This window comes from Streptomyces sp. NPDC002817 (assembly GCF_053592055.1).
In genome coordinates this window covers 1-23,458 of sequence record NZ_JBSFUY010000039.1, presented here as the reverse complement: position 1 = coordinate 23,458, position 23,458 = coordinate 1, and the positions used below count along the sequence as shown (strand labels likewise).

The 23,458-nt window shown below is 69.7% G+C and carries 19 protein-coding genes; 5 read left to right on the top strand and 14 right to left on the bottom strand.

The annotated features are described in order from the left end of the window. Positions 1–46 precede the first annotated feature (46 nt). The 10 genes from ACWD3I_RS42185 to ACWD3I_RS42140 all read right to left on the bottom strand — a co-directional run bounded on the left by ACWD3I_RS42185 (position 47) and on the right by ACWD3I_RS42140 (position 10,689). The gene (locus tag ACWD3I_RS42185) at positions 47–1,276 is read right to left on the bottom strand and encodes a cytochrome P450 family protein (protein ID WP_451084335.1); all 1,230 of its coding nucleotides are present in this window, start codon (positions 1,274–1,276) and stop codon (positions 47–49) included. 48 nt (positions 1,277–1,324) lie between these two features. After that, positions 1,325–2,623 (bottom strand): MFS transporter, encoded by a 1,299-nt coding sequence (locus ACWD3I_RS42180; protein ID WP_365413088.1) that lies wholly within the window; start codon positions 2,621–2,623, stop codon positions 1,325–1,327. Positions 2,624–2,866: 243 nt separating this feature from the next. Then, complete coding sequence (locus ACWD3I_RS42175; RefSeq protein ID WP_365413086.1) at positions 2,867–4,573, bottom strand: AMP-binding protein; 1,707 nt, start codon at positions 4,571–4,573, stop codon at positions 2,867–2,869. Positions 4,574–4,578: 5 nt separating this feature from the next. After that, complete coding sequence (locus tag ACWD3I_RS42170) at positions 4,579–5,379, bottom strand: enoyl-CoA hydratase/isomerase family protein (protein WP_365413083.1); 801 nt, start codon at positions 5,377–5,379, stop codon at positions 4,579–4,581. Further along, positions 5,376–6,116, bottom strand: coding sequence for an SDR family NAD(P)-dependent oxidoreductase (locus tag ACWD3I_RS42165; RefSeq protein WP_365413081.1), 741 nt, complete (start codon positions 6,114–6,116; stop codon positions 5,376–5,378). The genes ACWD3I_RS42170 and ACWD3I_RS42165 overlap by 4 nt, the downstream gene beginning before the upstream one ends. Continuing rightward, positions 6,113–6,604 carry an iron-sulfur cluster assembly protein gene (locus ACWD3I_RS42160; RefSeq protein ID WP_365413079.1) on the bottom strand — a complete coding sequence of 164 codons (492 nt, stop codon included), beginning with the start codon at positions 6,602–6,604 and terminating at the stop codon, positions 6,113–6,115. The genes ACWD3I_RS42165 and ACWD3I_RS42160 overlap by 4 nt, the downstream gene beginning before the upstream one ends. Then, positions 6,601–7,698, bottom strand: coding sequence for a Phenylacetic acid catabolic protein (locus ACWD3I_RS42155; protein ID WP_365413077.1), 1,098 nt, complete (start codon positions 7,696–7,698; stop codon positions 6,601–6,603). Before ACWD3I_RS42155 ends, ACWD3I_RS42160 begins: the two co-directional genes overlap by 4 nt. After that, positions 7,699–8,586: a Phenylacetic acid catabolic protein gene (locus ACWD3I_RS42150; RefSeq protein ID WP_266883322.1), complete on the bottom strand. Its 888-nt coding sequence runs from the start codon at positions 8,584–8,586 to the stop codon at positions 7,699–7,701. Positions 8,587–8,638: 52 nt separating this feature from the next. After that, positions 8,639–9,631 carry a 3-oxoacyl-ACP synthase III family protein gene (locus ACWD3I_RS42145; RefSeq protein ID WP_365413075.1) on the bottom strand — a complete coding sequence of 331 codons (993 nt, stop codon included), beginning with the start codon at positions 9,629–9,631 and terminating at the stop codon, positions 8,639–8,641. Further along, positions 9,631–10,689: a ketoacyl-ACP synthase III family protein gene (locus tag ACWD3I_RS42140; RefSeq protein WP_451084334.1), complete on the bottom strand. Its 1,059-nt coding sequence runs from the start codon at positions 10,687–10,689 to the stop codon at positions 9,631–9,633. The genes ACWD3I_RS42145 and ACWD3I_RS42140 overlap by 1 nt, the downstream gene beginning before the upstream one ends. Positions 10,690–11,060: 371 nt before the next feature. Between ACWD3I_RS42140 and ACWD3I_RS42135 the strand changes: the two genes are divergently transcribed. Further along, on the top strand, positions 11,061–11,615 hold the full coding sequence (locus ACWD3I_RS42135; RefSeq protein WP_365413071.1) for a transposase: 555 nt from the start codon (positions 11,061–11,063) through the stop codon (positions 11,613–11,615). Positions 11,616–11,682: 67 nt separating this feature from the next. Here ACWD3I_RS42135 and ACWD3I_RS42130 read toward each other — a convergent pair whose 3' ends face one another. Then, entirely contained in the window at positions 11,683–12,741 is a 1,059-nt protein-coding gene (locus ACWD3I_RS42130) for a ketoacyl-ACP synthase III family protein (protein ID WP_451084333.1), read from the bottom strand. Between the two features lie 826 nt (positions 12,742–13,567). On the opposite strand from ACWD3I_RS42130, the gene ACWD3I_RS42125 reads away from it, so the two are divergent. The 4 genes from ACWD3I_RS42125 to ACWD3I_RS42110 all read left to right on the top strand — a co-directional run bounded on the left by ACWD3I_RS42125 (position 13,568) and on the right by ACWD3I_RS42110 (position 19,917). Next, positions 13,568–15,037, top strand: a complete 1,470-nt coding sequence (locus ACWD3I_RS42125) for an MFS transporter (protein WP_365413733.1) — start codon at positions 13,568–13,570, stop codon at positions 15,035–15,037. A 499-nt stretch (positions 15,038–15,536) separates the two neighbouring features. Further along, positions 15,537–17,459, top strand: coding sequence for a 2-oxoacid:acceptor oxidoreductase subunit alpha (locus ACWD3I_RS42120; protein WP_365413735.1), 1,923 nt, complete (start codon positions 15,537–15,539; stop codon positions 17,457–17,459). Next, on the top strand, positions 17,452–18,564 hold the full coding sequence (locus tag ACWD3I_RS42115) for a 2-oxoacid:ferredoxin oxidoreductase subunit beta (RefSeq protein ID WP_365413737.1): 1,113 nt from the start codon (positions 17,452–17,454) through the stop codon (positions 18,562–18,564). Before ACWD3I_RS42120 ends, ACWD3I_RS42115 begins: the two co-directional genes overlap by 8 nt. A gap of 777 nt (positions 18,565–19,341) precedes the next feature. Then, the gene (locus ACWD3I_RS42110; protein WP_451084332.1) at positions 19,342–19,917 is read left to right on the top strand and encodes a peptidase inhibitor family I36 protein; all 576 of its coding nucleotides are present in this window, start codon (positions 19,342–19,344) and stop codon (positions 19,915–19,917) included. 215 nt (positions 19,918–20,132) lie between these two features. Here the strand turns inward: ACWD3I_RS42110 and ACWD3I_RS42105 are convergent, their stop codons facing one another. The 3 genes from ACWD3I_RS42105 to ACWD3I_RS42095 all read right to left on the bottom strand — a co-directional run bounded on the left by ACWD3I_RS42105 (position 20,133) and on the right by ACWD3I_RS42095 (position 23,270). Beyond that, on the bottom strand, positions 20,133–21,395 hold the full coding sequence (locus ACWD3I_RS42105; protein WP_365414052.1) for a hypothetical protein: 1,263 nt from the start codon (positions 21,393–21,395) through the stop codon (positions 20,133–20,135). Next, positions 21,392–21,793: a hypothetical protein gene (locus tag ACWD3I_RS42100; RefSeq protein WP_365414054.1), complete on the bottom strand. Its 402-nt coding sequence runs from the start codon at positions 21,791–21,793 to the stop codon at positions 21,392–21,394. Before ACWD3I_RS42100 ends, ACWD3I_RS42105 begins: the two co-directional genes overlap by 4 nt. Before the next feature lie 286 nt (positions 21,794–22,079). After that, positions 22,080–23,270 (bottom strand): cytochrome P450, encoded by a 1,191-nt coding sequence (locus ACWD3I_RS42095; RefSeq protein WP_365414056.1) that lies wholly within the window; start codon positions 23,268–23,270, stop codon positions 22,080–22,082. Positions 23,271–23,458: the final 188 nt, after the last annotated feature.

Here is a 23,458-nt window from a genome sequence, read left to right as displayed (position 1 = left end):
CGAGTACGTGAGGCGGACGCCGGCGGCGCGGTGTGGTGCGGGCAGGTCAGGCCGGGCGGGGGACGACCTCCAGGCCCAGGGGGCCGTTGATGATGAAGGACTCCACGCGCGCGGGCTGCTGACCGGGGTGGGCCAGGGCGAGCTCCGGCAGCCGGCTGAAGAGCGTGCTCAGGGCGACGTCCGCTTCGAGGCGGGCGAGGTGCGCGCCGAGGCAGAAGTGGGGCCCGTGACCGAACGCGAGGTGTTCCTTGCTGGACCGGGTGGGGTTGAAGCGCTCCGGGCACTGCGGGTGCAGCTCCGGGTCGCGTCCGGCGGCGGCGAAGGCGACGGTGATCGCATCGCCTTTGCGGATGACGACGCCTTCACCCAGGTCGATGTCCTCCAGGGCGCAGCGCATCGGTATGTGCATGATCGGTCCCTCGAGGCGCAGCGTCTCCTCGATGACGTCCTGCCAGCCGATGGTCCCCTCCTGGATCCGGGTGAGGGTCTCGGGGTGGTCGAGCACGGCCTGGACGGCGCTGGTGATGAGGTTGACGGTGGTCTCGTAACCGGCGCCGATCATGAGGAACAGCGTGCCGAGCAGCACGTCCTGCGACATCGGCTCCTGGCCGGGATCGGAAGGCAGCAGCAGGTCGCTGGTCAGGTCGGCGGCCGGGTGCTCCTGCTTGTACCGCAGTAGTTCGCCGAGGTGCTCGTACAGGTTGTTGTTGGCGGCCAGCGCCTCCTTCGGCCCGAGCGAGGAGTTCAGCACCGCGTCGATCCCCGTGCCGATCTTGGTGCGCAGGTGGTCGGGGACGCCGAACAGATCGCAGATGACCGTGATGGTCAGAGGCAGAGCCAGGGTCTGGCGGATGTCGGCGACGGCACCCGGGGGCAGTGCGGCCAGCGCGTCGATCAGGCGGTCGGCGGTCGTCTGGACCTGCGGGCGCATGCGCTCGACCTGCCGCGGTGAGAACGTGGGGGCGACGCGGCGCCGGGACCTGCGGTGCTCGTCGCCGTAGAAGTTGAAGAAGCTCTGCTGCAGGGCGAGGGCGGCGAGCGGCCAGCCGTCGGGCATGTGGTCCAGGTCGGGCCAGTGCTGCCGTATGTCGCGCGAGACGCGCGGGTCGTTGGTCAGCGCCTGGATGACGCTGTGCCGGGTGACCGCCCAGGCGCGGACGGGTCCCGGCAGTTCCACGAGCACGGCCGGTGCCTCGCGCAGCGCGGTGGCCTCGGCGTGCATCGTCCGGCCGGTGGGATCGAGAACGGGGCAACTGGTGGTGGACAGGGATGGCATGGGGGACTTCCTCACTGGAGATCGAACGGGAAGTTGCGCCGGTGCCTTTCAGCTCCTGGCGGTGGCGACGTCGGCAGTCGCGGCCACCGCCAGTGCGGCGGCGGGGTGTCGCACGGGGGAGCCGGCGGGGCGCTCTCGCAGGAACAGCGATGCCACCAGGCCGATCACGCCGGCCGCCGCCATGTACAGGGCGATGGGCGTCCAGCTGTGGTACTTGCTGAGCAGGGAGGTGGCGATGAGCGGGCTGACGGCGCCGCCGAGCAGACCGCCCACGTTGTAGCTGATGGACATTCCGGAATACCGCAGGACCGTGGGGAAAAGCAGCGGAAAGAGCGCCCCTTGGACGCCGTAGTTCGCGGCGAACCCGGCGAAGAGCAGCAGGAAGCCGAGTGCCATCAGCGGGAAGGACTTGCTGTCGAGCAGCGGGAACCAGGCGAACGGGGCCGCCGTCATGGCGACGATGCCGCCGATGAATACCGACTTGCGGTTGAACCGGTCGCCCAGCCAGCCGAAGAACGGCATGGCGAGGATCAGGAAGGCGCAGGATCCGACGAGCAGCATCAGCATGGCGGACTGGCTCACGCCGATGCTGGCACCGTATTTGAGCGAGAAGACCGACCCGAGGTAGAACACCAGGAACAGGGGAAGCGCCGACAGCGACGCGCACAGGGTGACCAGGCCGTACCGCGACAGGACGTCGAACGCCGGGATGGTCCTGACCGCGCCCTCGGCCTTCGACCGCTGGAACTCGGGGGTCTCCGCGAGCCGCAGTCGGACGTGGAGCGCGATGCCCACGAGTACGGCACTGAAGAGGAACGGCAGTCGCCATCCCCAGGCCAGCACCTGACGTTCCGGAAGCAGGGTGGTGAGGAGGAGGACGCCGTTGGCCAGCAGTAGTCCCCAGGCGTTGCCGGTGCCGACGATGGCGGTGAGGAGGCCCCGCCTGTTCGGCTGGGCGCTCTCCAGCGCCATCAGGAATCCGCCGCTGGACTCTCCGCCGACTGAGCACCCCTGGATGAAGCGGAGGATCGTCAGCAGTATCGGGGCGGCGATGCCGATCGTCTTGTAGGTGGGCAGCAGGCCGATCAGGACTGTCGCGCCACCCATCACGACGAGCGTGGTGACCAGTGTCGCCTTGCGGCCGATCCGATCGCCACAGTGCCCGAAGACGAAGGCGCCGAGCGGTCTGCCCACAAAGGCAACCGCGAACGTTGTCAGAGACAGCAGGGTGCCGGTGGTGGGATCGAACGAGGGGAAGAACAGCTTGTTGAAGTAGAGGGATGAAAAAGAACCGTAGATGAGGAATTCGTAGAACTCGATGCTGTTCCCGATGAGGCTGCTCAGCACGGCTCTTCTGCGCTGTCCCCTGCTTATGATGACGGAATTCACTTCGGCTCCGAGGATGGTTGGCCGGTGGATCCGGCTGGGCGGGCGAGCTGTGCCGCGTGGGAGATCCGCCAGGGGCAGAGCCCGCTCGCCGAGGTGAATTGAAGCGGCAGACCAAGGGCTGTCCCGTGTTCCCCGGCGGGCGCACGACGACAGCCACGGCACCTCGCCGCGCTGATCCACGAGGAATTACGGGACAGCCCTTTAGTTCTGGAAGTCCTCCTCCCACCATTCCTGCGCTGACCGCGATGCCCGCTGCGCCTCACGCCTGCGCAGCTCTGCGCGCTGGGTCTTGCCGGAGACGGTGGTCTTGGGCAGATCGGCGAACTCGATGCGGCGGATGCGCTTGTAGGGCGCGAGGTGTTCGCGGGCGTGCGCGAGGATGTGCTGTGCGATCTGGGCTTCCGGCAGGTAGCCGGCGGCGAGCGTCACGTACGCCTTGGGCACGGCCAGGCGCAGTGGTTCGGGCGAGGGCACCACGGCGGCGTCCTGGACGGCCGGGTGCTGCAACAGCACGCTCTCCAGCTCGAAGGGGGATATCCGATAGTCGGATGCCTTGAAGACGTCGTCGCCGCGTCCCAGGAAGGTGAAGCGGCCGTCGGTGTCACGGGTGGCGAAGTCGCCGGTGTGGTAGTAGCCGTCGCGCATGCTGTGTGCGGTCGCCTCGGAGTCGCCCAGGTACCCGACCATCAGTCCGAGCGGACGGGCAGCCAGCGGCAGGCAGATCTCGCCCTCCGCGGCGTCGCCCTGAACGGGTGCGCCGGTGCGCGGGTCCAGCAGCGTCACCTCGTAGCCCGGCATCGCCCAGCCCAGTGTCCCGTCGCCGTTCGGCATCCCCGGCGGATTCCCGATCGAGGCGGTGGTCTCGGTCTGTCCGTAGCCGTCCCGTACGGTGATGCCCCATGCCTCGCGGACTCGGCGCACCACCTCCCAGTCCAACGGCTCCCCGGCGGCCACCGCCTCGCGCAGCGACATCGGCAACCGCGTGAGGTCTTCCCTCAGTAGGCTCCGCCAGACGGTGGCCGGCGCGCAGAAGGAGGTCACCGCGCAGCGCGACATCGTCTCCAGCAGCGGACGGGCGGCGAACCTCGGCTGGTTGACGACCATGACCGTCGCCTCTGCGTTCCAGGGGGAGAACAGGTTGCTCCAGGCCCATTTCCCCCAACCGGGCGAGGAGATGTTGAGGTGCACGTCGCCGGGGCGCAGGCCGAGCCAGTACATGGTGGACAGGTGGCCGACCGGGTAGCTCACGCTCGTGTGCCCGACCATCTTGGGGAGGGAAGTCGTGCCCGAAGTGAAGTAGATGAGCGACAGGTCCTCGGGCCCGGTCCGCACGGCCTCCCGGAGCGGGTCGGCGGCATAGGCCTGCTGGTAGTCCCGCCAGCCCGGCACCGGGGGCCCGACGGCGATGCGTGTCCATCCGCCGTTCAGCTCCTCCAGCTTGGGGGTGAGGTCGGTCTCGGCGATGACATGTGCCACCCCACCGCGTTCCAGCCGGTCGGCCAGGTCGGCGGGCGTGAGCTGGACGGCCGTGGGGATCACCGTGGCGCCCAGCCGGAACGCGGCCAGCACGGACTCCCACAGTTCCACCCGGTTGCCGAGCATCAGCAAGATGCGGTCCCCGCGCCGTACGCCGGCCGACCGCAGCCATTGGGCGACCCGCTGGGAGCGCTCAGCCAGCTCGGCGAAGCTCAGTGCGGTGTCGGCGACGAGCGCACCCTGCTTGTCCAGGTCGACCACGCGCAGCGCGGTGGCGTGGTTCCCTTCGGCGATGGCGTCGAACCAGTCCGCGACCCAGTTGAATGTCTCCCCGATCACGGGCCTGGGAAAGGCCCGGGCGCGCGGGAGGTCCCCGTAGGAGGACAGCAGGTGGTCGCGGGCGCGTCGAAACTCCTCGGTCGCTGTGCGCATGGTGGTTACCTCCCGGTGAAGTCTGCGTGGCCCGGGCCGTCAGCGATGAACCGCTGCATGCCGGCCGTTCGATCCGCGGTGCCGAACAGCCCGGCGAACGCCGTCTGTTCGATCGCCAGTCCGGCGGCCAGGTCGGTGGCCAGGCCCCGGTCGATGGCGGTCTTCGCGGCGTGCAGGGCCAGTGCCGGGCCTGCCTCGAAGCGCCGCGCCCATTGCAGTGCGCTGTCCAGTACCTGGTCGGTGGGCTTGACGAGGTCCACCAGGCCAAGTTCCAGTGCCTCGGCCGCGCTGACCTGGCGCCCGGTGAAGATCAGCTCCTTGGCCCTGGCCGGGCCGATCAGCCTGGGCAGCCGCTGGGTGCCGCCCGCCCCGGGGATGACGCCGAGCAGGATCTCGGGGAGTCCGAGCCGCGCCTCGCTGCCGCAGATGCGCACGTCGGCGCAGAGGGCGAGCTCGCAGCCGCCGCCGAGAGCGGGCCCGTTGATCGCGGCCACGACCGGCTTGGGGATGGCGGCGACCGCGTCGAAGGCGGCCTGGAGCACGGCCGCGTGCCGGACCATCTCGGCATGCGTCATCGCGGCCATTTCCTTGATGTCGGCCCCCGCCGAGAAGGCCCTGGGCCCGCCGTGCAGGACGACCGAGCGGACCTGGTCGTCGGCTGCGGCCTGCTCGGCAGCGCGGTGCAGCGCGGTCTGCGCGGCACGGTCGAGCACGTTGAGCGGCGGTCGGCTGAGACGGATGACGCCCACCGCTCCGTCGACGTCCAGCCATACGACGGGGCGCTCCACCTCAGGGAGAGTCCTCATGCCCACAACAGGCCTCCATTCACTTCCAGGACGTGGCCGTTGACGTAGCTGGACTCGGCGCCGGCCAGGAAGACCGCCGCGTCGGCGGCCTCGTCGGCATAGCCGGGCCGGCCGAGCGCCAGCCTGGTCTTGTAGCGCGACCAGACCCGGTCGTTGGCAGTGAGCTGCTGGCCCATCCCCTCGTCGAGGATTCCCGGGGCCAGGGAGTTGACGAGGATGCCGCGTGGGGCGAGCTCGATCGCGCTGACCCGGGTGAACATCTCCACCGCAGCCTTGGTGGCGCAGTACCCGGAGGCCCCGACGGCGACCCGGGTCGCCATGCTGGAAGAGACGTTGACGATCCGGCCGGCCGGGCTGCGCTCCAGGTAGGGGACGGCGGCCCTGGTACAGAGGAAGACCCCGGTCAGGTTGGTGGCCACCATGTCCTGCCAGTCGTCGACCGCCAGCCGGTCCACCCGCCCGTCCCGGCTCACGCCGGCGTTGGCGACCAGGATGTCGAGACCGCCGAAGAGCTCGGTGGTCCGGGCCATCAGTGCCTCGACCGAGCCGTCGCTGGTGACGTCGACCGGGATGTAGGCGCTGCGGTCGGGCGCGAGGTCGAGGACCTCCTTGATGTCGTAGGGGTTGCGGGCGGCGCAGACCACCCGCGCCCCCTCCTGCAGGTAGCGTTCCGCGATCGCCCGGCCAAGGCCCCGAGAGCCTCCGGTTATCACGGCGGTCTTCCCTGTGAGCCTCATCGTGGTCCTCCGTGGTCGGAGTCGGTGAAGGGGAGCCCGGCGGAGCAGCCGGCCGTGCCGATCACATCGAAGAGCGAGCCGCAGCCACGGCAGTCGTAGGGCACCTTGCACACCGCCCCGCCGAAGCGGCCGGCCCGCACGACGTCCTCCCCGCCGCAGTACGGACACCGGGGGGCGGCGCCCGCCACCTGGTATCCGGCCATGCGCAGGGCGTCCCGGCCGTCCGGGGTCACCGCTGTCGGCTGCCACGCGCCGCGCTCCCACACGATCTCGCTCTCGTGTCCCGGGGCCGCGTCGGCGAGCGCTGACCGCACCCGCCGAGCGATCTCGCCGAGGGCGGGGCAGCCGAGCCGGGTGGGGGTCAGGTGGACCTGGATCCGGCCGTCGGCCAGTGACACCGAGCGCAGTACCCCGAGGTCGCGCAAGCTGATGTCGATCTCTGGATCGGATATGCCGGCGACCACGTCGGCGAGCTGATCGGCGTTCAATTGAACACCCCCGGGGTGTACTCGCGGCGGACCGCGCGGCCGCGGGCGAGGGAGTGGGCCAGTGCGTTCCCGCCCAGCCCCGCGGTCCGCGCCAGCGGGCGGTCCGGCAGCCGCGATCCGGGTCCGCCGTTGTCGCTGACCAGCGCGGCGAGACGCTCGTGGAGCGTGACGGCCAGAGCCGAATCGCCGGACGGCGTGCCTGTCGCAACCCCCTGCAGCCGGGCGCCGAACATGTCGGCGGCGCACTCGGTCACTTCGGCGTAGGCACGTGTGAACTCCGCCCGGGTCTCGGGCCAGGCGGTCAGCGCCCGCGCCCACCGCCGCCAGTGGTCCAGATGGACCAGCTGCTCACTGCGGATGGCGGTGATCGCGGGCAGTTGCGCCGCGCCGGGCTCGGCTGTTGCGGTCTGCTCGGCGAGTACGGTGACGGCCGCGGCGACGACGAGGCCGCATGCCACGGTGGACGGCCAGTCGGTGAGCCGCTCGATGGCGCGCGAGACCTGCCACTGCGCCTGCTCCCGATCGAAGAACCGGTCGTCGACAGCGGCCTGGTCGAAGCCGTACCGCATCAGGATCGTCCCTGCATGCGCCAGCGCTTCCTGTCCGATCGAGCCGACCGCCAGCGCCTCCTCCAGGTCGATGTAGTCGCAGATGCGGTCGCCCAACCGGTTGCCCAGGACGAACAGGTCGTCGGCAAGCGCCAGCCACAGGTCCCGGAGCCCGGGCTCGCCGACGCCGTGCGTATCGTCGCGGCGCTCGGACAGGCCGATGTCGCGGTCCTCCGGCGCGGGGGCGACGGCAGGCAGGGCGGAGCGGTCGCGGCGGCGTGTGGTGGGGAAGCCGGGTTGGCGGTGCGGCATCCGGGTCTTGGCGGCGAGGAGGTCACGATCCCCCGCGCTGGAGACGATCATGTCGGTGCGACGGACCACCCAGAGCTTGGCGAGGTCGTCGCGGCGCCCGTAGGTCTCCTTGGCCAGGTGCCAGGCGGCGTCCCGGCATGGCGAGACGAGGGAGCCGACATGGTTGAGCGCCGTGCTGGAGCCGCTCTGCGCGAACACCTCGTAGACGTCGGTGTCGGTCGGGACATGCGGCATCTACGCCACCCCCTTCAGCGCCCGCCGGTACCGCGCGTTGCGGTCCAGGGAGTCGCGCACCCAGTCCAGCCGCCGCTGCGATGACGGTCCGCCGTTCGCGATCAACTTCTTCACCTCGGCCCAGCCGGGCATCGCGAACTCCCACTCGCCCGAGGGCGCCTGACGGACCAGCGCGGGGTCCACATGCACGCCCAGCTTCCGGAAGACTGGAATGATCTTGTTCAGCCAGGCCTGGCGCACCGCGTCGTTGCTGTCCGGCTTCAGGCCGACCTGCCACATGCGGTTGGCATGCAGGGTGTCGGTGTCGGGCGGCCCGAGGTAGACCAGGATGCGAGGCAGCCACAGCTCGAACGCCTCCTGCACCCGGCGGCGCTGCTCGGCGTCACCATGCGTCATGACCTCGTGGGTCAGGTCCAGGGCGTGCTGGTAGTGGAAGGACTCCTCGCGCTCGACCTTGCGCAGCGCCCGGGCGTACGGCAGGTACACGCCCTTCGCCAGGGACTGGAACTGGCAGATCGCGGCCGAGTTCGTCAGGAGCAGCCCGGTGCCGAGCTCCTCCCAGGTCGCGAAGGAGAAGTGGAAGATGTTGTGCAGCCTGGTACGGCCCTCGAGGTAGTCGAGGAGGATCTGTTCGCGCGGCATGCCCAGGTCTTCGGCGACGCGCGCGACCGCATGTCCGTGGCCGACCTCGTCCTGGATCTTGGCCATGAGCATCTGCCGCCTGGTGTGGCTGGGTGCGCGGTCCAGCCACTCGACGTACTGCAGCACGCCCACCAGCTCGTTCAGCGCCTGCACGCTGGCGAACCGCCTGGCGCCCTCCCGTACCTCGTCAGGCATCGGATCCCACAGCTCGTAGCTGCGGTGCCCCGCCGCGGTTGCCGTCGGCATGTCTGTCTCCTTCCATGGCGTTTGCACGGTTTTCAGTAGGTGTCCGGCCGGCTCAGTACCAGCGGACGACCACGGCCCCCGCCGTCATCCCGCCGCCCACTCCGGCCAGCACCAGGCGCTCGCCCCGCCGGAACGGCCGGAGTTCGTTCTCCGCGCGGAGGGTGAGCGGGATGGAGGCCGTGGCGGTGTTGCCGAACTGCGGTGCGGTCAGCGGCACCCGGTCGGGGGCGACGCCCAGTTCACGCGCGCACGCTTCCACCAGGCGGGTGTTGGCCTGGTGCAGGATGAAGCGGTCCACGTTCTCCAGCCGGACCCCGGCCGAGTCGAGCGCCTCGCCGACCACCTTGGGCAGCACGCCGAGCGCGTACTCGCGTACCTCGCGGCCCCGCATGCGGAACAGGTGCTCGCCGGCCTCCCGGCTGCGGGCATCCAGCGGCGTGCGGGTACCACCGGCGGGCACCTCCACCAGGTCGCGGTGCTCGCCGTGGGCGACCAGCCGCCAGCCCAGCACGCCGTACCCGTCGGGCACCGGACCGAGCAGCACCGCGCCGGCCCCGTCGCCGAAGAGGCTGACGGTGCGCCGGTCGGAGCGGTTCATCAGCGAGGAGTAGATGTCGGTGCCGACCACCAGGGCGTGGTCGCCGCCCTGCCCGGCCAGCCGCGCCGACAGCATCGAGTCGGCGACCGCCAGTGCGTAGAGGAAGCCGGAGCACACCGCATTGACGTCGAACGCCGGTACTTCGGTCAGGCCGAGCTTGTCCTGCAGGATCGCCCCGGTGGAGGGCTGCGGCTGGTCGGGGGTCGACGTGGCGACGATCATCACCCCGAGCCGGGCCGCTGCCTCCGGCAGTGCGCCCAGCGCCTCGCGCGCGGCGTGCAGCGCCAGGTCGGAGGTGACGGTGCCGGGCTCCCGGTACCTGCGCTCCCGGATGCCGGTCCGCTCGACGATCCAGTCTTCTTCCGCGCCCGTCCACTCGGCGACCTGCGCGTTGTCGATGACCAGCGGTGGCACGTGGCCGCCGAGGCCGAGGAATCCGAAGCCCATCAGAGGTCCCTCGCCGTGGCGTGTTCCTGCGGTACCTGGACGACGGCGCAGGCCCAGGTCCAGGCCGCTCCACCGCCGATCACCAAGGCGAAATCGCCCGGCTGGAGCGACGCGTGATCACGCAGGTCGGCCAGGTTCGCGAGGAAGTCCCCGCACCCCAGGTGGCCGGTGGCCGCGCCGAACCGCAGCGCCTCGGCCTTCAACACGTCGTCCAGTACCGGCGTGTAGATGGAGTCCAGCACGCTCACTCCGAGCCGCGGCAGCGCGATGTACTTGATCCGCGGGTCGTCGGGTTGCAGTCCCGCGTCGTGCACGCTGTCCACGATCACCTTGCGGATCAGCCGGCCGGCTATCTGACTGAACCGTTCCTTGCCGTGCTCCGCCATGTAGGACTTCTTGGGACGGCGCAGGTCGATGTACTCGTTGTGTGACAGGGGCGCGGGGCTGAAGTCGTCGCCGTGCCGGAGCATCAGCTCGAGACCGGCGTCGGTCGCGGTGGCCATGGACACGAGCGCGTAGTCGTCGGGTTCCGCGTCGCCGCGGTGAAGCAGCGCCGCCGTCCCCGCGTCGCCGTAGCCGAGGCCGTAGTCGCAGGCCCAACGGCGGAAACCGGGGGGTTCGAAGCGGTCGCCGGTGGTGACGAGCGCGGCGCCGAGCCCGCGGTCGGCGGTCAGGTGCATCGCGGCCAGCTGGAGGGCGAGGGCGCCACCGTTGCAGCCCTGCTGGACGCCGTAGGACTGGGCCTCGGGATTGCCCACCTCGTTCGCCACGAAGTGCGGTGGCGACCACATGTCATGTCCTTGGTGGTAGATCCAGGTGTGCAGCACGAGGCCCACCTTGGAGGGGCTCCAGCCCGCCCGGCTCATCGCGTCGCGGGCGGCCGCCACCGCCAGCTCGGGACCGGACCACTGGGTCGAGACCGGTAGCTGGCTCACACCGATCTTGTCTGCGTCCGGGGTGTCCAGCTTGCCCGCCGCAATGGCGTCCTCGACGGTTTCGCGGTCCGGTGGAAACCACGAGGTCGCGGTCTTGATCCGAAGGTCGTTTCCGAATTTCATCAGGTTCCTTCGAAAGCTTGGGATCTGTGGGAGCGGTTCTCCGGCAGGCGAGCGGATGCCGGGCGGGGGCCGGCGTTTCGTGTGGCCGGGGGAGAACGAGCACCTCGTACCGGGCGTAGTGCGGCACGCGGTCGTCCACCAACGGGGAGCTGACACCGGCGCCCTGAGTCGTCGGTGGCTTCCCGTCAGAGCTATATACCTTCGCGGAGGTATATAGCTCCGGCGGAGTGCGGTCCTGCGGCCTGTGCGGAGTCGCGTGCGCCGTGGGTGGCATCCCGGCTGCTGTGCAAATGTGGGACATCCCCAGTTGCACACCGGGAGCCATTCCTGGGCGACGTCAAATACCTTACCGAAGGTATGTTCTTTGAGCCATGGCCTCCGCCCGACGCACGCTCGTTGCTCTGGTGGCGGGCGAGCGTGACCCGGACGTCTTCTCCGAGCCGGCGCCGGGCACCCTGCGCGGGAAGAGCCCGGTGCTCAACACGGCGCCGGCCTGCTTCTACAAGGTCAGGGCCATGCTTGAGGCGGTGGGCCGGACCACGGCCGGGATCGAGGGGCTGAGCGCGGAGATCGACCGGCAGCCTGCGCCCTACCGCCGCCGGATCGAGCTGTTGGTCCCCGTCCCAGGGCCAGTGCTGTCTGCGGCCGAGGTGGTGCCGGCGGAGATCGGCCCGGACGTGAGCCGTTTCCCCGCCGCGGGCCACCTCGCCTCGTGGACCGGGATGTGCCGGGGCAACCACGAGTCCGCCGCAGGCAACGCCACGGCACCACCCGGCCCGGCGATGTGTGACTCAAGGGCGCGCTGGACATCGCCGCGATGTCCATCACCGGGCCACGGTTGTCGGCGTACTGCCTGTGGCGTCGCACTCAGCACGGGATCACGTATCGCTTCCGGTGTACGCGACAGCCCCGCTGATCCAGGATGATCAAGGTCGAAACGCGTTCAAGAGAACGGTGGCACGTGGCCGCCGAGGCCGAGGAATCCGAAGCCCGTCAGAGGTCCCTCGCCGTGGCGTGTTCCTGCGGTACCTGGACGACGGCGCAGGCCCAGGTCCAGGCCGCTCCACCGCCGATCACCAAGGCGAAGTCGCCCGGCTGGAGCGACGCGTGATCACGCAGGTCGGCCAGGTTCGCGAGGAAGTCCCCGCACCCCAGGTGGCCGGTGGCCGCGCCGAACCGCAGCGCCTCGGCCTTGAGCAGCTCATTGATCACCGGGCCGTATATGGAGTCAAGCAGGCTCGCCCCGAGCCGCGGCAGCGCGATGTACTTGATCCGCGGATCGTCGGGCCGCAGGCCCGCGTCGTGCAGGCTGTCCGCGATCACCTTGCGGATATTCCGGCCGGCGACGGTCTCGAACTTCTTCTTGCCGTACTCCGCCAGATAGGACTTCTTGGGACGGCGCAGGTCGATGTACTCGTTGTGCCACAAGGGTGCGGGGCTGAAGTCGTCGCCGTGCCGCATCATCAGCTCGAACTGGGCGTCGGTCGCGGTGGCCATGGACACGAGCGCGTAGTCGTCGGGTTCCGCGTCGCCGCGGTGAAGCAGCGCCGCCGTCCCCGCGTCACCGAAACCGAGGCCGTAGTCGGAAGTCCAGCGGTCCATACCGGGGGGTTGGAAGCGGTCGCCGGTGGTGACGAGCGCGGCGCCGAGGTGGCGGTCGGCGGTCAGGTGCATCGCGGCCAGCTGGAGGGCGAGGGCGCCACCGTTGCAGCCCTGCTGGACGCCGTAGGACTGGGCCTCGGGATTGCCCACCTCGTTCGCCACGAAGTGCGGTGGCGACCACATGTCATGTCCTTGGTGGTAGATCCAGGTGTGCAGCACGAGGCCCACCTTGGAGGGGCTCCAGCCCGCCCGGCTCAACGCGTCGCGGGCGGCCGCCACCGCCAGCTCGGGAGCGGAAAGAGTGGCCGCGACCGGCAGCTGGCTGACGCCGAGCCGCTCCGCGTCCGAGTCGGTCAGCTTCCCGGCCGCCACGGCGTTCTCGACATGCTCGCGCTCCGGTGGAAACCACGAGGTCACGGTCTTGATCCGAAGGTCGTTTCCGAATTTCATCGGGCTCCTATCGAAAGCACGGGATCCGTATGGAGTGCGGGTCTCCGGCCGGCGAGCGGGGGGCCGGGTGAGTGCTCGGCAGTTCGTCCGGCCGGGAAGTGGGGCACGCCGTACCAGGCGCAGTGCGGTACGCGGGTCGTCCACCACCGGCAGCGGGCACTGGCGCACTGAGCGACCAGTGGCCTGCCGCCAGGATCACATACCTTCGCAGAGGTATGTGACTGTGCGGAATGCTGTGTCGAGCGACCACCGGGCCGTGCCGAGCCTGCGGGCACTGCAACCGCCGCCGCCTTGTGCCGCGGGCGCCGCGGGGGAGTGTCGGCCGCTGTGTGGGTGAGGACCGCCCTCGCCTGCGCAAGGGTGCCGGCATGCACCAGGGGAGCAGGGGGTTCGCGGCCGCCGGGCCCGTCCGCGGCGCGCCGACGGGCCCGCCGTCCATTTGTCCCCCACCCGAGACGGACGACCGGGACGGCATCCACGGTCTGAGCCGTGATCCGTGCGGTCTGCCCCCACCGTCCACCTGTGGACGCACCGCGCCCAACGGTCCCGCCCCATGCCGCCGTCTCAGGGTGGCGCGGCCGTCACGGCACCCCGGTGCTCCTGCGCCTCCGCGCGCATTTCGACGCGCGGTCTGTGTGATCGTCGAGGGGCGCCCGCTGCTTCGCATCGCCGTCGCCGTGGCGGAGTCTCAACTCCCTGGCAGCTGTGTGAGGTTGAGCGATCGTGTTTCCGTCCCAGATTTACATACCTTCGCGAAGGGATTATTCTGTGAGAGCCCGCCTCGGGCGGCCGCTGTCCCGCTCATCCCTATGGAAGAAGCCACACCATGGCCATCTCAGACGCCCGATCGCCACGGTGGGCCGGGTACACACTCGCCCTCCTGGCGTTCGTCCAGTTCATCGTCACCATCGACTTCAACATCGTCTATGTAGCGTTGCCGGACATCGGTCGCCAGCTCGGCTTCTCTGCCCAGGCGCTGCAGTGGGTCGTCAGCGCCTACGCGGTCGCGCTCGGCGGACTGCTGCTGTTCGGAGGTCGCGCGGTCGATCGGCTCGGCCCGCGCCGCATGCTGGTCATCGGCCTGGTGATCTACGCGCTCTCCTCGCTCACAGGCGGACTCGCGCAGAACGCCGGGCTGCTGGTGGCCGCCCGCGCGGCACAGGGCGTGGGCGGTGCGCTGCTCACGCCGGCGACGCTGATGCTCATCTTCACCACCTTCGCCGCGGGTTCGGAGCGCAATCGGGCCACTTCCGTGTGGGGCGCCATGGGCAGTGCGGGCCTGGCTGCCGGCTCGCTGCTCGGCGGGGTACTGACCAGCGCCTTCGGCTGGAGCTGGGTCTTCTTCGTGAACGTCCCGCTCGCGCTGGGCGCAGCCTTCGCCGCCACTCGGATCCTGCCCGCGGACCGCTCCTTCGATGGCGGTCGAAGCTTTGACGCAATCGGGGCTGTGGTCGCCACGATCGGTTCGACGCTGTTGGTGTTCGGTCTCGTCAGCGGCCCGGACAAGGGCTGGGGCTCGATCGAGGGTGCCGGCTCCCTGGCAGTCGGCGTGCTGCTGCTGGCAGTCTTCGTCCTCATCGAGAAGAGCTCCGCCGACCCCCTGGTACCGCTGAAGCTGTTCGGCCTGCGGGGCCTCACCGTCGCCATGCTGGCGTTGATCGTCTTCCAGGCCTCCGCGAGCGGCACGTACTACCTGCTCACCACCTACCTGCAGACGGTGCTCGGCTACGCACCGCTCGCCGCAGGGCTGGCGTTCCTGCCACCGACCGTGGCCTGCATGGCGGTGTCGATGAAGCTCAACGCCCGGGTGCTGGGGTGGCTCGGCGTTCGGACGACGCTCTTCGGGGGCACGTTGCTCACCGCAGTCGGGCTGGCCGCGATCGTCGCCGGCATGTTCGCGCACGGCTCCTACTGGACGCTGTTGCCGGGGGTCGTGATCTGGGGCGCCGGCGGCGGCTTCGCCTTCCCGTCGCTCTACGTCGCCGTGGCGTCATCAGGGGCCGAGCCGGCCCAGCAGGGCGTCGCCTCGGCGCTCGCCTCCACATGCCGTCAGATCGGCGGCGCCCTCGGCCTCGCGGCCCTGGTCGCGGTGGCGAACTCCTCCGCCGGCCACAACCCTGGCCCTCACGCGCTGGTCGGCGGGCTCCGAATGGCAGGGTGGGTCGCCGCTGTGGGGACGCTCGCCGGCGCCTTCATCGGACTCGGCCTGAAGAAGCAGCCTCGGCCCACCCCTGTGCCTGCCACTGCCCCGGCGGTGGAGGCGGATCTCTCGGAGGCCGCTCCGCGGGTCAGCTGACACTGCATCAGCAAGATGTGCGCTCGGGTGGGTCCGGTCGGCCGGCACGGGGACACCTCGGCGTCCGTACGACGCGGATGATCGTGGGCGAGCCCGGGCCTGCATCGGCCGCGCGCAGGGTCCTCGCCAGGGCCGACGCACGGTCGGCGAGCAGGTCGGCGACCGCCATCACACCGGCACGGCACCGGGGCGGCGTCGGGGCGTCCCGGCCCCGGCCGCCGGCCGTACGGGCAGCAACGAGGCTCTCGTGCCGAGAGTTCGGGGCACCACGCACGTCTGCCCGCGGCACGGAAGCCTCGCGCGGTGCGGCAGGGCGGGTCCCGGCCCATGTATCCGCCGCGCCCGGCCAGTCGCCGGCACCGCGGCGGCAACCAACGGCCGGGACGCCGACAGGGATCCGCCCGCCCCCGCCGCGATCCCCTCTCTCGCGGGTTGCGGCCGCGCACGGCGCCCTCCGGCGCCGCGATCTGCGAGATCAAGGATTGACAGGAGCTTTCCCATGCTTGTCCAGACCAGCCTGTCCGCCGAGACCGAGACCGAGGTGCCTCCTACGAAGGAGGTCCGCCGTCTTGACCGGGTCATCATCCGGTTCGCGGGGGACTCCGGGGACGGCATGCAGCTGACGGGCGATCGCTTTACGTCGGAGACCGCGTCGTTCGGCAATGACTTGTCCACGCTGCCGAATTTCCCCGCAGAGATCCGAGCGCCGGCAGGCACGCTGCCGGGTGTGTCCTCCTTCCAGCTGCACTTCGCCGATCACGACATCCTCACGCCGGGCGACGCTCCGAACGTCCTGGTCGCGATGAACCCGGCCGCCTTGAAGGCGAACCTGCCGGATGTGCCGCGCGGCGCGGAGATCATCGTGAACACCGACGAGTTCACCAAGCGCGCGCTGGCCAAGGTCGGATACCAGGTAAGCCCGCTCGAGGACGGGTCCCTGGACGGCTACAGCGTGCACCCGGTACCGCTGGGGACGCTGACAGTGGAGGCGCTGAAGGAGCTCGGGCTCTCCCGCAAGGACGCCGACCGGTCGAAGAACATGTTCGCGCTGGGTCTGCTCTCGTGGATGTACCACCGACCCACCGAGGGCACGGAAGCCTTCCTTGAGAGCAAGTTCGCCAAGAAGCCGGACATCGCCGCGGCGAACATCGCCGCCTTCCGGGCCGGATGGAACTTCGGGGAGACGACCGAGGACTTCGCGGTGTCGTACGAGGTGGCTCCGGCCGCGAAGGCGTTCCCGCCGGGTATGTACCGTTCCATCTCCGGCAATCTGGCACTGTCGTACGGTCTGGTAGCGGCCGGTCGGCGGGCCGAGCTGCCGCTGTTCCTCGGGTCGTACCCGATCACGCCGGCCTCCGACATCCTGCACGAGCTGTCCAAGCACAAGAACTTCGGTGTCCGGACCTTCCAGGCCGAGGACGAGATCGCCGGCATCGGAGCCGCGCTGGGCGCGGCCTTCGGCGGCTCGCTGGGCGTGACGACGACCTCGGGTCCGGGTATCGCGCTGAAGTCGGAGACCATCGGCTTGGCGGTCTCGTTGGAGTTGCCGCTGCTGGTCATCGACATCCAGCGCGGCGGCCCGTCGACCGGGCTGCCGACCAAGACCGAGCAGGCGGACCTGCTCCAGGCGATGTTCGGCCGCAACGGTGAGGCACCGGTGCCGGTGATCGCCCCGGCCACCCCGTCGGACTGTTTCACCGCCGCCTTGGACGCCGCCTGGATCGCGCTGACCTACCGCACCCCCGTCCTGCTGCTGTCGGACGGCTACCTCGCCAACGGCTCCGAGCCCTGGCGGATCCCGGAGACCGATGAACTGCCGGACCTGCGGGTGCAGTTCGCCTCCCAGTCGAACCACACCCTGGACGACGGCACCGAGGTCTTCTGGCCGTACAAGCGCGACGAACACACCCTGGCGCGGCCGTGGGCAGTCCCCGGCACTCCGGGCCTGGAGCACCGTATCGGCGGCATCGAGAAGGCCGACGGCTCGGGCAACATCTCCTATGATCCGGCCAACCACGACTTCATGGTCCGCACCCGGCAGGCCAAGATCGACGGCATCGACGTCCCGGACATCGAGCTCGACAACCCCGGCGCCACCGACGGTGACGGGGCGAAGCTGCTGGTCCTCGGCTGGGGCTCCACCTACGGCCCCATCACCGCCGCCGTCCGCCGCGTCCGCGCGGCAGGCCAGAAGGTCGCGCAGGCCCACCTGCGGCACCTCAACCCCTTCCCGGCCAACCTCGGCGAGATCCTCACCGCCTTCGACAAGGTGATCATCCCCGAGATGAACCTGGGCCAGCTCGCCATGCTCATCCGCGCCAAGTACCTGGTCGACGCCCACTCCTACACGCAGGTCAACGGCATGCCGTTCAAGGCCGAACCGCTCGCCCACGCCCTCAAGGAGGCCCTCCACCATGGCTGACACCGCTACCAAGGCGCCCGGGATCGCCGCGCTGTCCCTGGTGCCGAAGTCCGACACCAAGCAGTCCATGAAGGACTTCAAGTCGGACCAGGAGGTGCGCTGGTGCCCGGGCTGCGGTGACTACGCCGTCCTCGCCGCCGTGCAGGGCTTCATGCCGGAACTGGGCCTGGCCAAGGAGAACATCGTCTTCGTCTCCGGCATCGGCTGCTCCTCCCGCTTCCCGTACTACATGGACACCTACGGCATGCACTCCATCCACGGCCGCGCACCCGCGATCGCGACAGGGCTGGCGACCTCGCGCAGGGACCTGAGCGTGTGGGTGGTGACCGGTGACGGCGACGCACTGTCGATCGGCGGCAACCACCTCATCCACGCCCTGCGCCGCAACGTCAACCTCAAGATCCTGCTGTTCAACAACCGCATCTACGGCCTCACCAAGGGCCAGTACAGCCCGACGTCGGAGGTCGGCAAGATCACCAAGTCAACGCCGATGGGCTCCCTCGACACCCCTTTCAACCCCATCTCCCTTGCCCTGGGCGCCGAGGCCTCCTTCGTCGCCCGTACCGTCGACTCCGACCGCAAACACCTCACCGACGTCCTGCGGCAGGCCGCCGACCATCCCGGCACCGCTCTGGTGGAGATCTATCAGAACTGCAACATCTTCAACGACGGCGCGTTCGAAGTCCTCAAGGACAAGGAGCAGGCCCAGGAGGCCGTCATCCGCCTCGAGCACGGTGAACCGATCCGCTTCGGCACGCCGCTCGCGGACGAAAGGGGCGCCAAGGGCGTCGTTCGGGACCCGGCCACCGGTGACCTGAAGATCGTCGATGTCACGCCGGAGACCGAGGCGCAGATCCTCGTCCACGACATCCACGCGACGTCCCCGACCACGGCCTTCGCGCTCTCCCGCCTCGCCGACCCGGACACCTTGCACCACACCCCCATCGGCGTGCTGCGCTCGATCGACCGCCCGGTCTACGACACCGAGATGGCCGAGCAGCTCGACACCGCTGTTCACCAGCAGGGCAAGGGCGACCTCGCCGCCCTGCTCGCCGGCGGCGACACCTGGACCGTCCGCTCGACTCCGGGCAGCCGCCCGCTCTGACAACCCGTCAAAGTCTGCTGCCGGGGCCGGACGCGGGGGCCCTGCGGAGCTTGCTCCGCTTCGGCCAGCGCCCGCTGCCCGTGCATGGGTGGGGTGCGCCGGGAACGGTGCAGGTGTGGCTGATCGGGCTTCCGTGGATCCGCTACGCGGTGGACCGCGGCCGCGATGTGCTGGACGCGGCGGAGCAGGCCAGGGCGCGCGGGTGGATCGGGCCCGGTGCTGCTGGCGGCATATCGCGCTCCGCCGGCCGCTCGGGCGTACATGGCCCTGGCACCTGAGCTGGGCAAGCCTGCTCGTCTGTTGGGCGAAGAGCCCTGATCCGCCGGTACCGAGGTTGCGAGTGGCCGTCTTGGATGACTTCGCGCTGCGCTGCGCTCGCCGATACGCCGCGCTCCGGAGTCAGCGCCGGGCCATGCCTTGCTGGGGTTTTGCGTGTCGTCCTGACAGATGTCAGGACGACACGGCGGGGAAGGCGAGTACGTTCTCCCGCATGCCGCAGTGCATCGGCGTGCGAGCCCACCGCTTACCGGAGGCCTCGCGCGCCGGGTGACAACCGGTGTGCACCATGTCCGTTGCTTCCCGCATGCGGCGTCAGGCTCAGGAACCACAGGGCAGCGGACTTCACTTGGAAGGCAGGAGGAGATCGGGCCTAGCCCGGCTCGGCCTCTGCATAACCCTGGTCATGCAAGTGCGGACCATGACCATGTTGCCCGGGAGGTCGGCCCGGCGTCCGGACCAGGTCCTCGTTGCCTCATGCTTCGTCAGGAAAGGAATGGCATGTCCCTATTGAAGCGCTACGCAGCCCTCGCGGCTGCAGCTGTGGCTGTGTTGTCCGTGGGTTTGGCGGTACCGGCGTCCGCGGAGACGACGCACACCCAGGCGGCCTTCGGTGAACAGGCCCGCGCGGCCGGCCTCGGCCGAGACGATGCCGAGGCCCTCCAGGCGAAGGTGGACCGCTACCTTGCCCACCACGACGGACGGCAGGTCGCGGCGAATGAGATTGCCCTGGCCGACGGTGCCAGGCTGACCGTCACCGTTCCCGGCGAGAAGTACGTGCGTGAGCTGAGCACGTCGGCCGGAACCCGTGCCGCGGCACAGTGGGAGTGCGACCAGGACTACTTCTGCATGTACCGCCAGCAATTGGGCATGGGCGACCGACTTGCCCTGTACTACTGCCAGGACTACGCGCTGCAGGACTGGACCGGCGAAGGCTCCTACTACAACCTCCAGACCCGCGGCACCCAGGCACTGCTCAAGAACCAGAACCGCACAGTCATCCACACCACGCCGGCCGCTCCCTATGGCAACCCGAGCTATGACTGGACCCCTGTCTGGTACGTCAGGCCCTGCTAATACTTGCAGTGGGCCTTCAGCATTCGCCCTCCTCAGAGGCGTAGGCCCGAGCTCAGCGGGCTGACGGATCATCAGTAGGCCGTTCGACCAAGCCGGCCGGTTCGGCGGGCGAGGCCGCGCATGATCGGGCCGGGACGGCGGACTTCGTCATGGGGCCGCAGTGGCCGTTGTTCCTGCGGGTGGGTAACCAGGTCGCCCGCAAGAACAGCTGGGGCTCACCTTGGCTTCGGCAGGTCCATGAGGTACGCGAGGCTGCTGGCGCCTCGGTCTCTCTTCAGCCAGTGCGTCAGCAGCTCCCGCACCGGCTCCTGGAGGACGGCCGTGAGCGGGCCGCCGCCGAACAGCACGATGGTGAGCGGGGAAACCACGGGAAACACTGTCGTCAGCAGGGCTGGGGCAGCAGTCACGGAGAGTCCGGCCAGGGTCCGGTGGAACAAGCTGCGATAGGCCTCGCGCAGGGACTGCGCATGGTCATGAATCTCCTGTCGAGCCGCTGCGATGCGTTCCTCGATCTGCGACACGATCTCGGGTGACCACGGCTCTGCATGCGCGGTGCGCACGACATCGTGAAGAAAGCTGCGGAACGCTTGGCGCTCCTCGTGAGTCCGCTCGCGGTAGCGCAGACAGTCCTCGAGGGACAGGGCCGCCAGGTCCTGGTGGGAGATGACGGAGTCGACGACCCGCTGCTGCACCAGCGCGGTCTTCTGTGCCCGCACCGGGTCGGGTTCCGCCTGCAGACCCGGAATCCGCTGGACCTCGGATGCGGCCGCCGCCGCTCGCGCCATTCGCATGGACAGCAACCGGAAATGCGCGCTGCTGTCGGTGAGAGGGACCGCGTCCTCCGCCAGCGCCAGGGCCAGGGCGGTGGAGGTGGCGAGGGAGGAACCGGCAATGTAGGGGACGAGAGCGGCGTAGTCGTGCCCGTCGTCGGGCCAGACGGTGCCCGCATCGGATGGATGGGCCTGCGGATGGCCATCGAGATAGAAGGCTACGAGGCCGCTGACGTTGGCCCGGCCCAGGACGCGGGCCGGAATCTGATGGGCCAGGTGGGCGAACGCCTGTTGGGGAATCCTCGTGCGCAGCATGCTCCATGTGGTCGGGTAGCCGCGCTCGAACAGGCCGCGAGCCTGTGGGTCGGCAAGGTCCGCGCGTAGCGCGCGGGCGATGAGTCGATCGTTCGCTGGCTCCGTAACCACGCGCGCCGGGTCGATGAGGCGCAGCAGACCCTCGCGCAGCAACAGGTCGTAGCGGTTGCTGATCGCCGTCCACTCCTGCGCCAGGGAGGTCGCTACGTTCGCGGGAAGGTACGGCAGATGTTCCTCGACACCGTACAGGCCGGCGCGCACGCGGTGGCTCATCGGATCGACGAACAGGATCTCGTCGTAGAGGAGGACGGCGCGCTTGAGCGTCGTCTCGTTGATGGTTCGCGAGAAGGGGTAGTAGAGGGCGCGGAACGCGGCCGGTTGGGCGGTGGTCACTCCCATACCTCCGACGCGTCGCCTGTGTTCGTAGTTGGGGCGGGCCAGCCGTCGGCGCCTGTGTCCTCTATGGGGATGTTGCCCGGGGCGTGGACGCCTCGCCCCGCTGCAGATTCCCGCCCGTACTTGTCAGACTGGGCCACGAACACGATCACCCTGAACGCCAGCGTCACAGCACCTGCCGCGAGACCGAGCAGCACGAGTCCCCCCGTAGTCGCCACGATCACGCTGGTCGAAGTGGCTACGCCCGCGATCCTGTGCAGCCCGAGCCCCGTCAGCGCCGTGCCGGTCACGACGATCACCAGGGTCAGTGCGGCTCTGAAGGGCCAGAGCATGACAGCCGAACGCAGCGCACGCACCGTTGTCACAGAACTGTCGTTCACCCGCCGACGGGACATCCCCACTCCTTGGAGACAAGGGCTCTCAAGTCAACGCGTGCGCGCCGGCACAGACCTCTCCGCCCCCCACACATCCCCGCCCCGACGAGAGCAGAAACGGCTGCGCTGCCGCATGCGCGATGTTTTGATCATGCCTGGCTTCAGGGCCGTACAAGATCCGGTTCAGCTCAAGCTGCGCCTTGTGCGTGCAGGCCCTAGCCGAGCCCCTGTACGACCTGCCCGCAGTCGGCCATGGCCAGATGCCGCGGGTCGGACGGTAGAGCTGTGAGCCCGGCGCCGGCGTACTTCACCGCCGGTCGACGGCCACGCGGAGTCCGCGGATGACATAGCCCCCTATCTCGTCCTGGAACGTGACGCGGGGCGGAGTGAGCATGCGGATGCCCTCAAGGGCGAAGAGGTGACCGAGGAAGACGTTGGCCTCCATCAACGCGATGTCGGCACCGGGGCAGCGGTGCGGTCCGTCGCCGAAGGACAGGGCGGCCGCGTAGCGGCCGGTCGTTGTCGGCCTGTCGGGCCTGACCGCTGTGGGGGTGTCGCCCACGGCCTCCGGGTCGGTGTTCGCCTCGTCCACGAAGATCTCGACGAGCGCGTCACCGGGCACGGTGACCGCCCCGTCGGTGCTCGGCAGATTCAGGTCGCCGGTGGTCCGCCGCTTGAGGCGGGCGACCGCGGGCTCCAGGCGCAGGAGTTCGTGAATCACCGCCAGGCGTTCGCTCTCGCTCCCGGTCGTGTAGCGCTCGCGCAGCTCGGCGTCGGTGAACAGATGCCATGCGGCGACGCTGATGAACTCGCGCGTGGTGACCATGCCGGCAGCGGCGTAGGTGAGGCACTCGCCGAGGATCTCGGCATGGGAACAGCCCTCGGCGATCAGGTGCGAGATCAGGTTGTCCGCGGGCCGTTTGCGGTGGGCGCGGACGGCTGGGCGGACGTCGGCGAGGTAGATCCGCAGCCAGTTGCTGTTCTGGCGGAACATCCAGTAGATCCCGTGCCAGCTGGTCAGCCCGGGCCTGCCGAATTCCTCGGGGAAGAAGCGCTCCAGCCGGCGCTGGATCCCGCGTCTGCTGCGCGTCAGGCCGATCACCCCGCACGCCACATCGATCGAGACGCCGAAGGTGAGGTCCTCCAGCCATGCCTCGCCCTCGTTCTGCAAGGTGTTGAGGTGCCGGCGCGCGATGCGTTCGGTCAGTTCCCGGTAGTGCTCGTCCACGCGGCGGGGTGTGAAGTAGCGGGCGGTCTGACGGCGGTGTTCGCGGTGCTCAAGTCCGTCGCGGTACAGCACGGGCCGCCGGATCCGAGCCGGCAGCTTCTCCACGGTCTCGATCCCGAGGCCCGCCTGTACGGTGTCGGTGCTGCGCAGAACGGCGCGTGCCGCGTGATAGCCGCGTACCTGCCAGGTGCCGTCGTCCCCGCGGTCGATCGGGCAGACGGGTCCGGTGTGATCCCTGCGAATCTTGCGTGCGTCGTCGGCTCGGTCCATCGACTGCTGCCTCCGTCGTCGTGTCGCCACCCTGGTGGGAGGAGCCCGCTGTCAGGCATGTGCGGCCAGACTTCAGGATGGCCGGCCGTGCCGCTAGGCCGTGTTTTAGAACGGGGTGTCCCGCCACGGCTCGTGCCGTGATGATCCCGGTGTGGGGCGTGGGGATCTCTCGGATGAGCAGTGGGCAG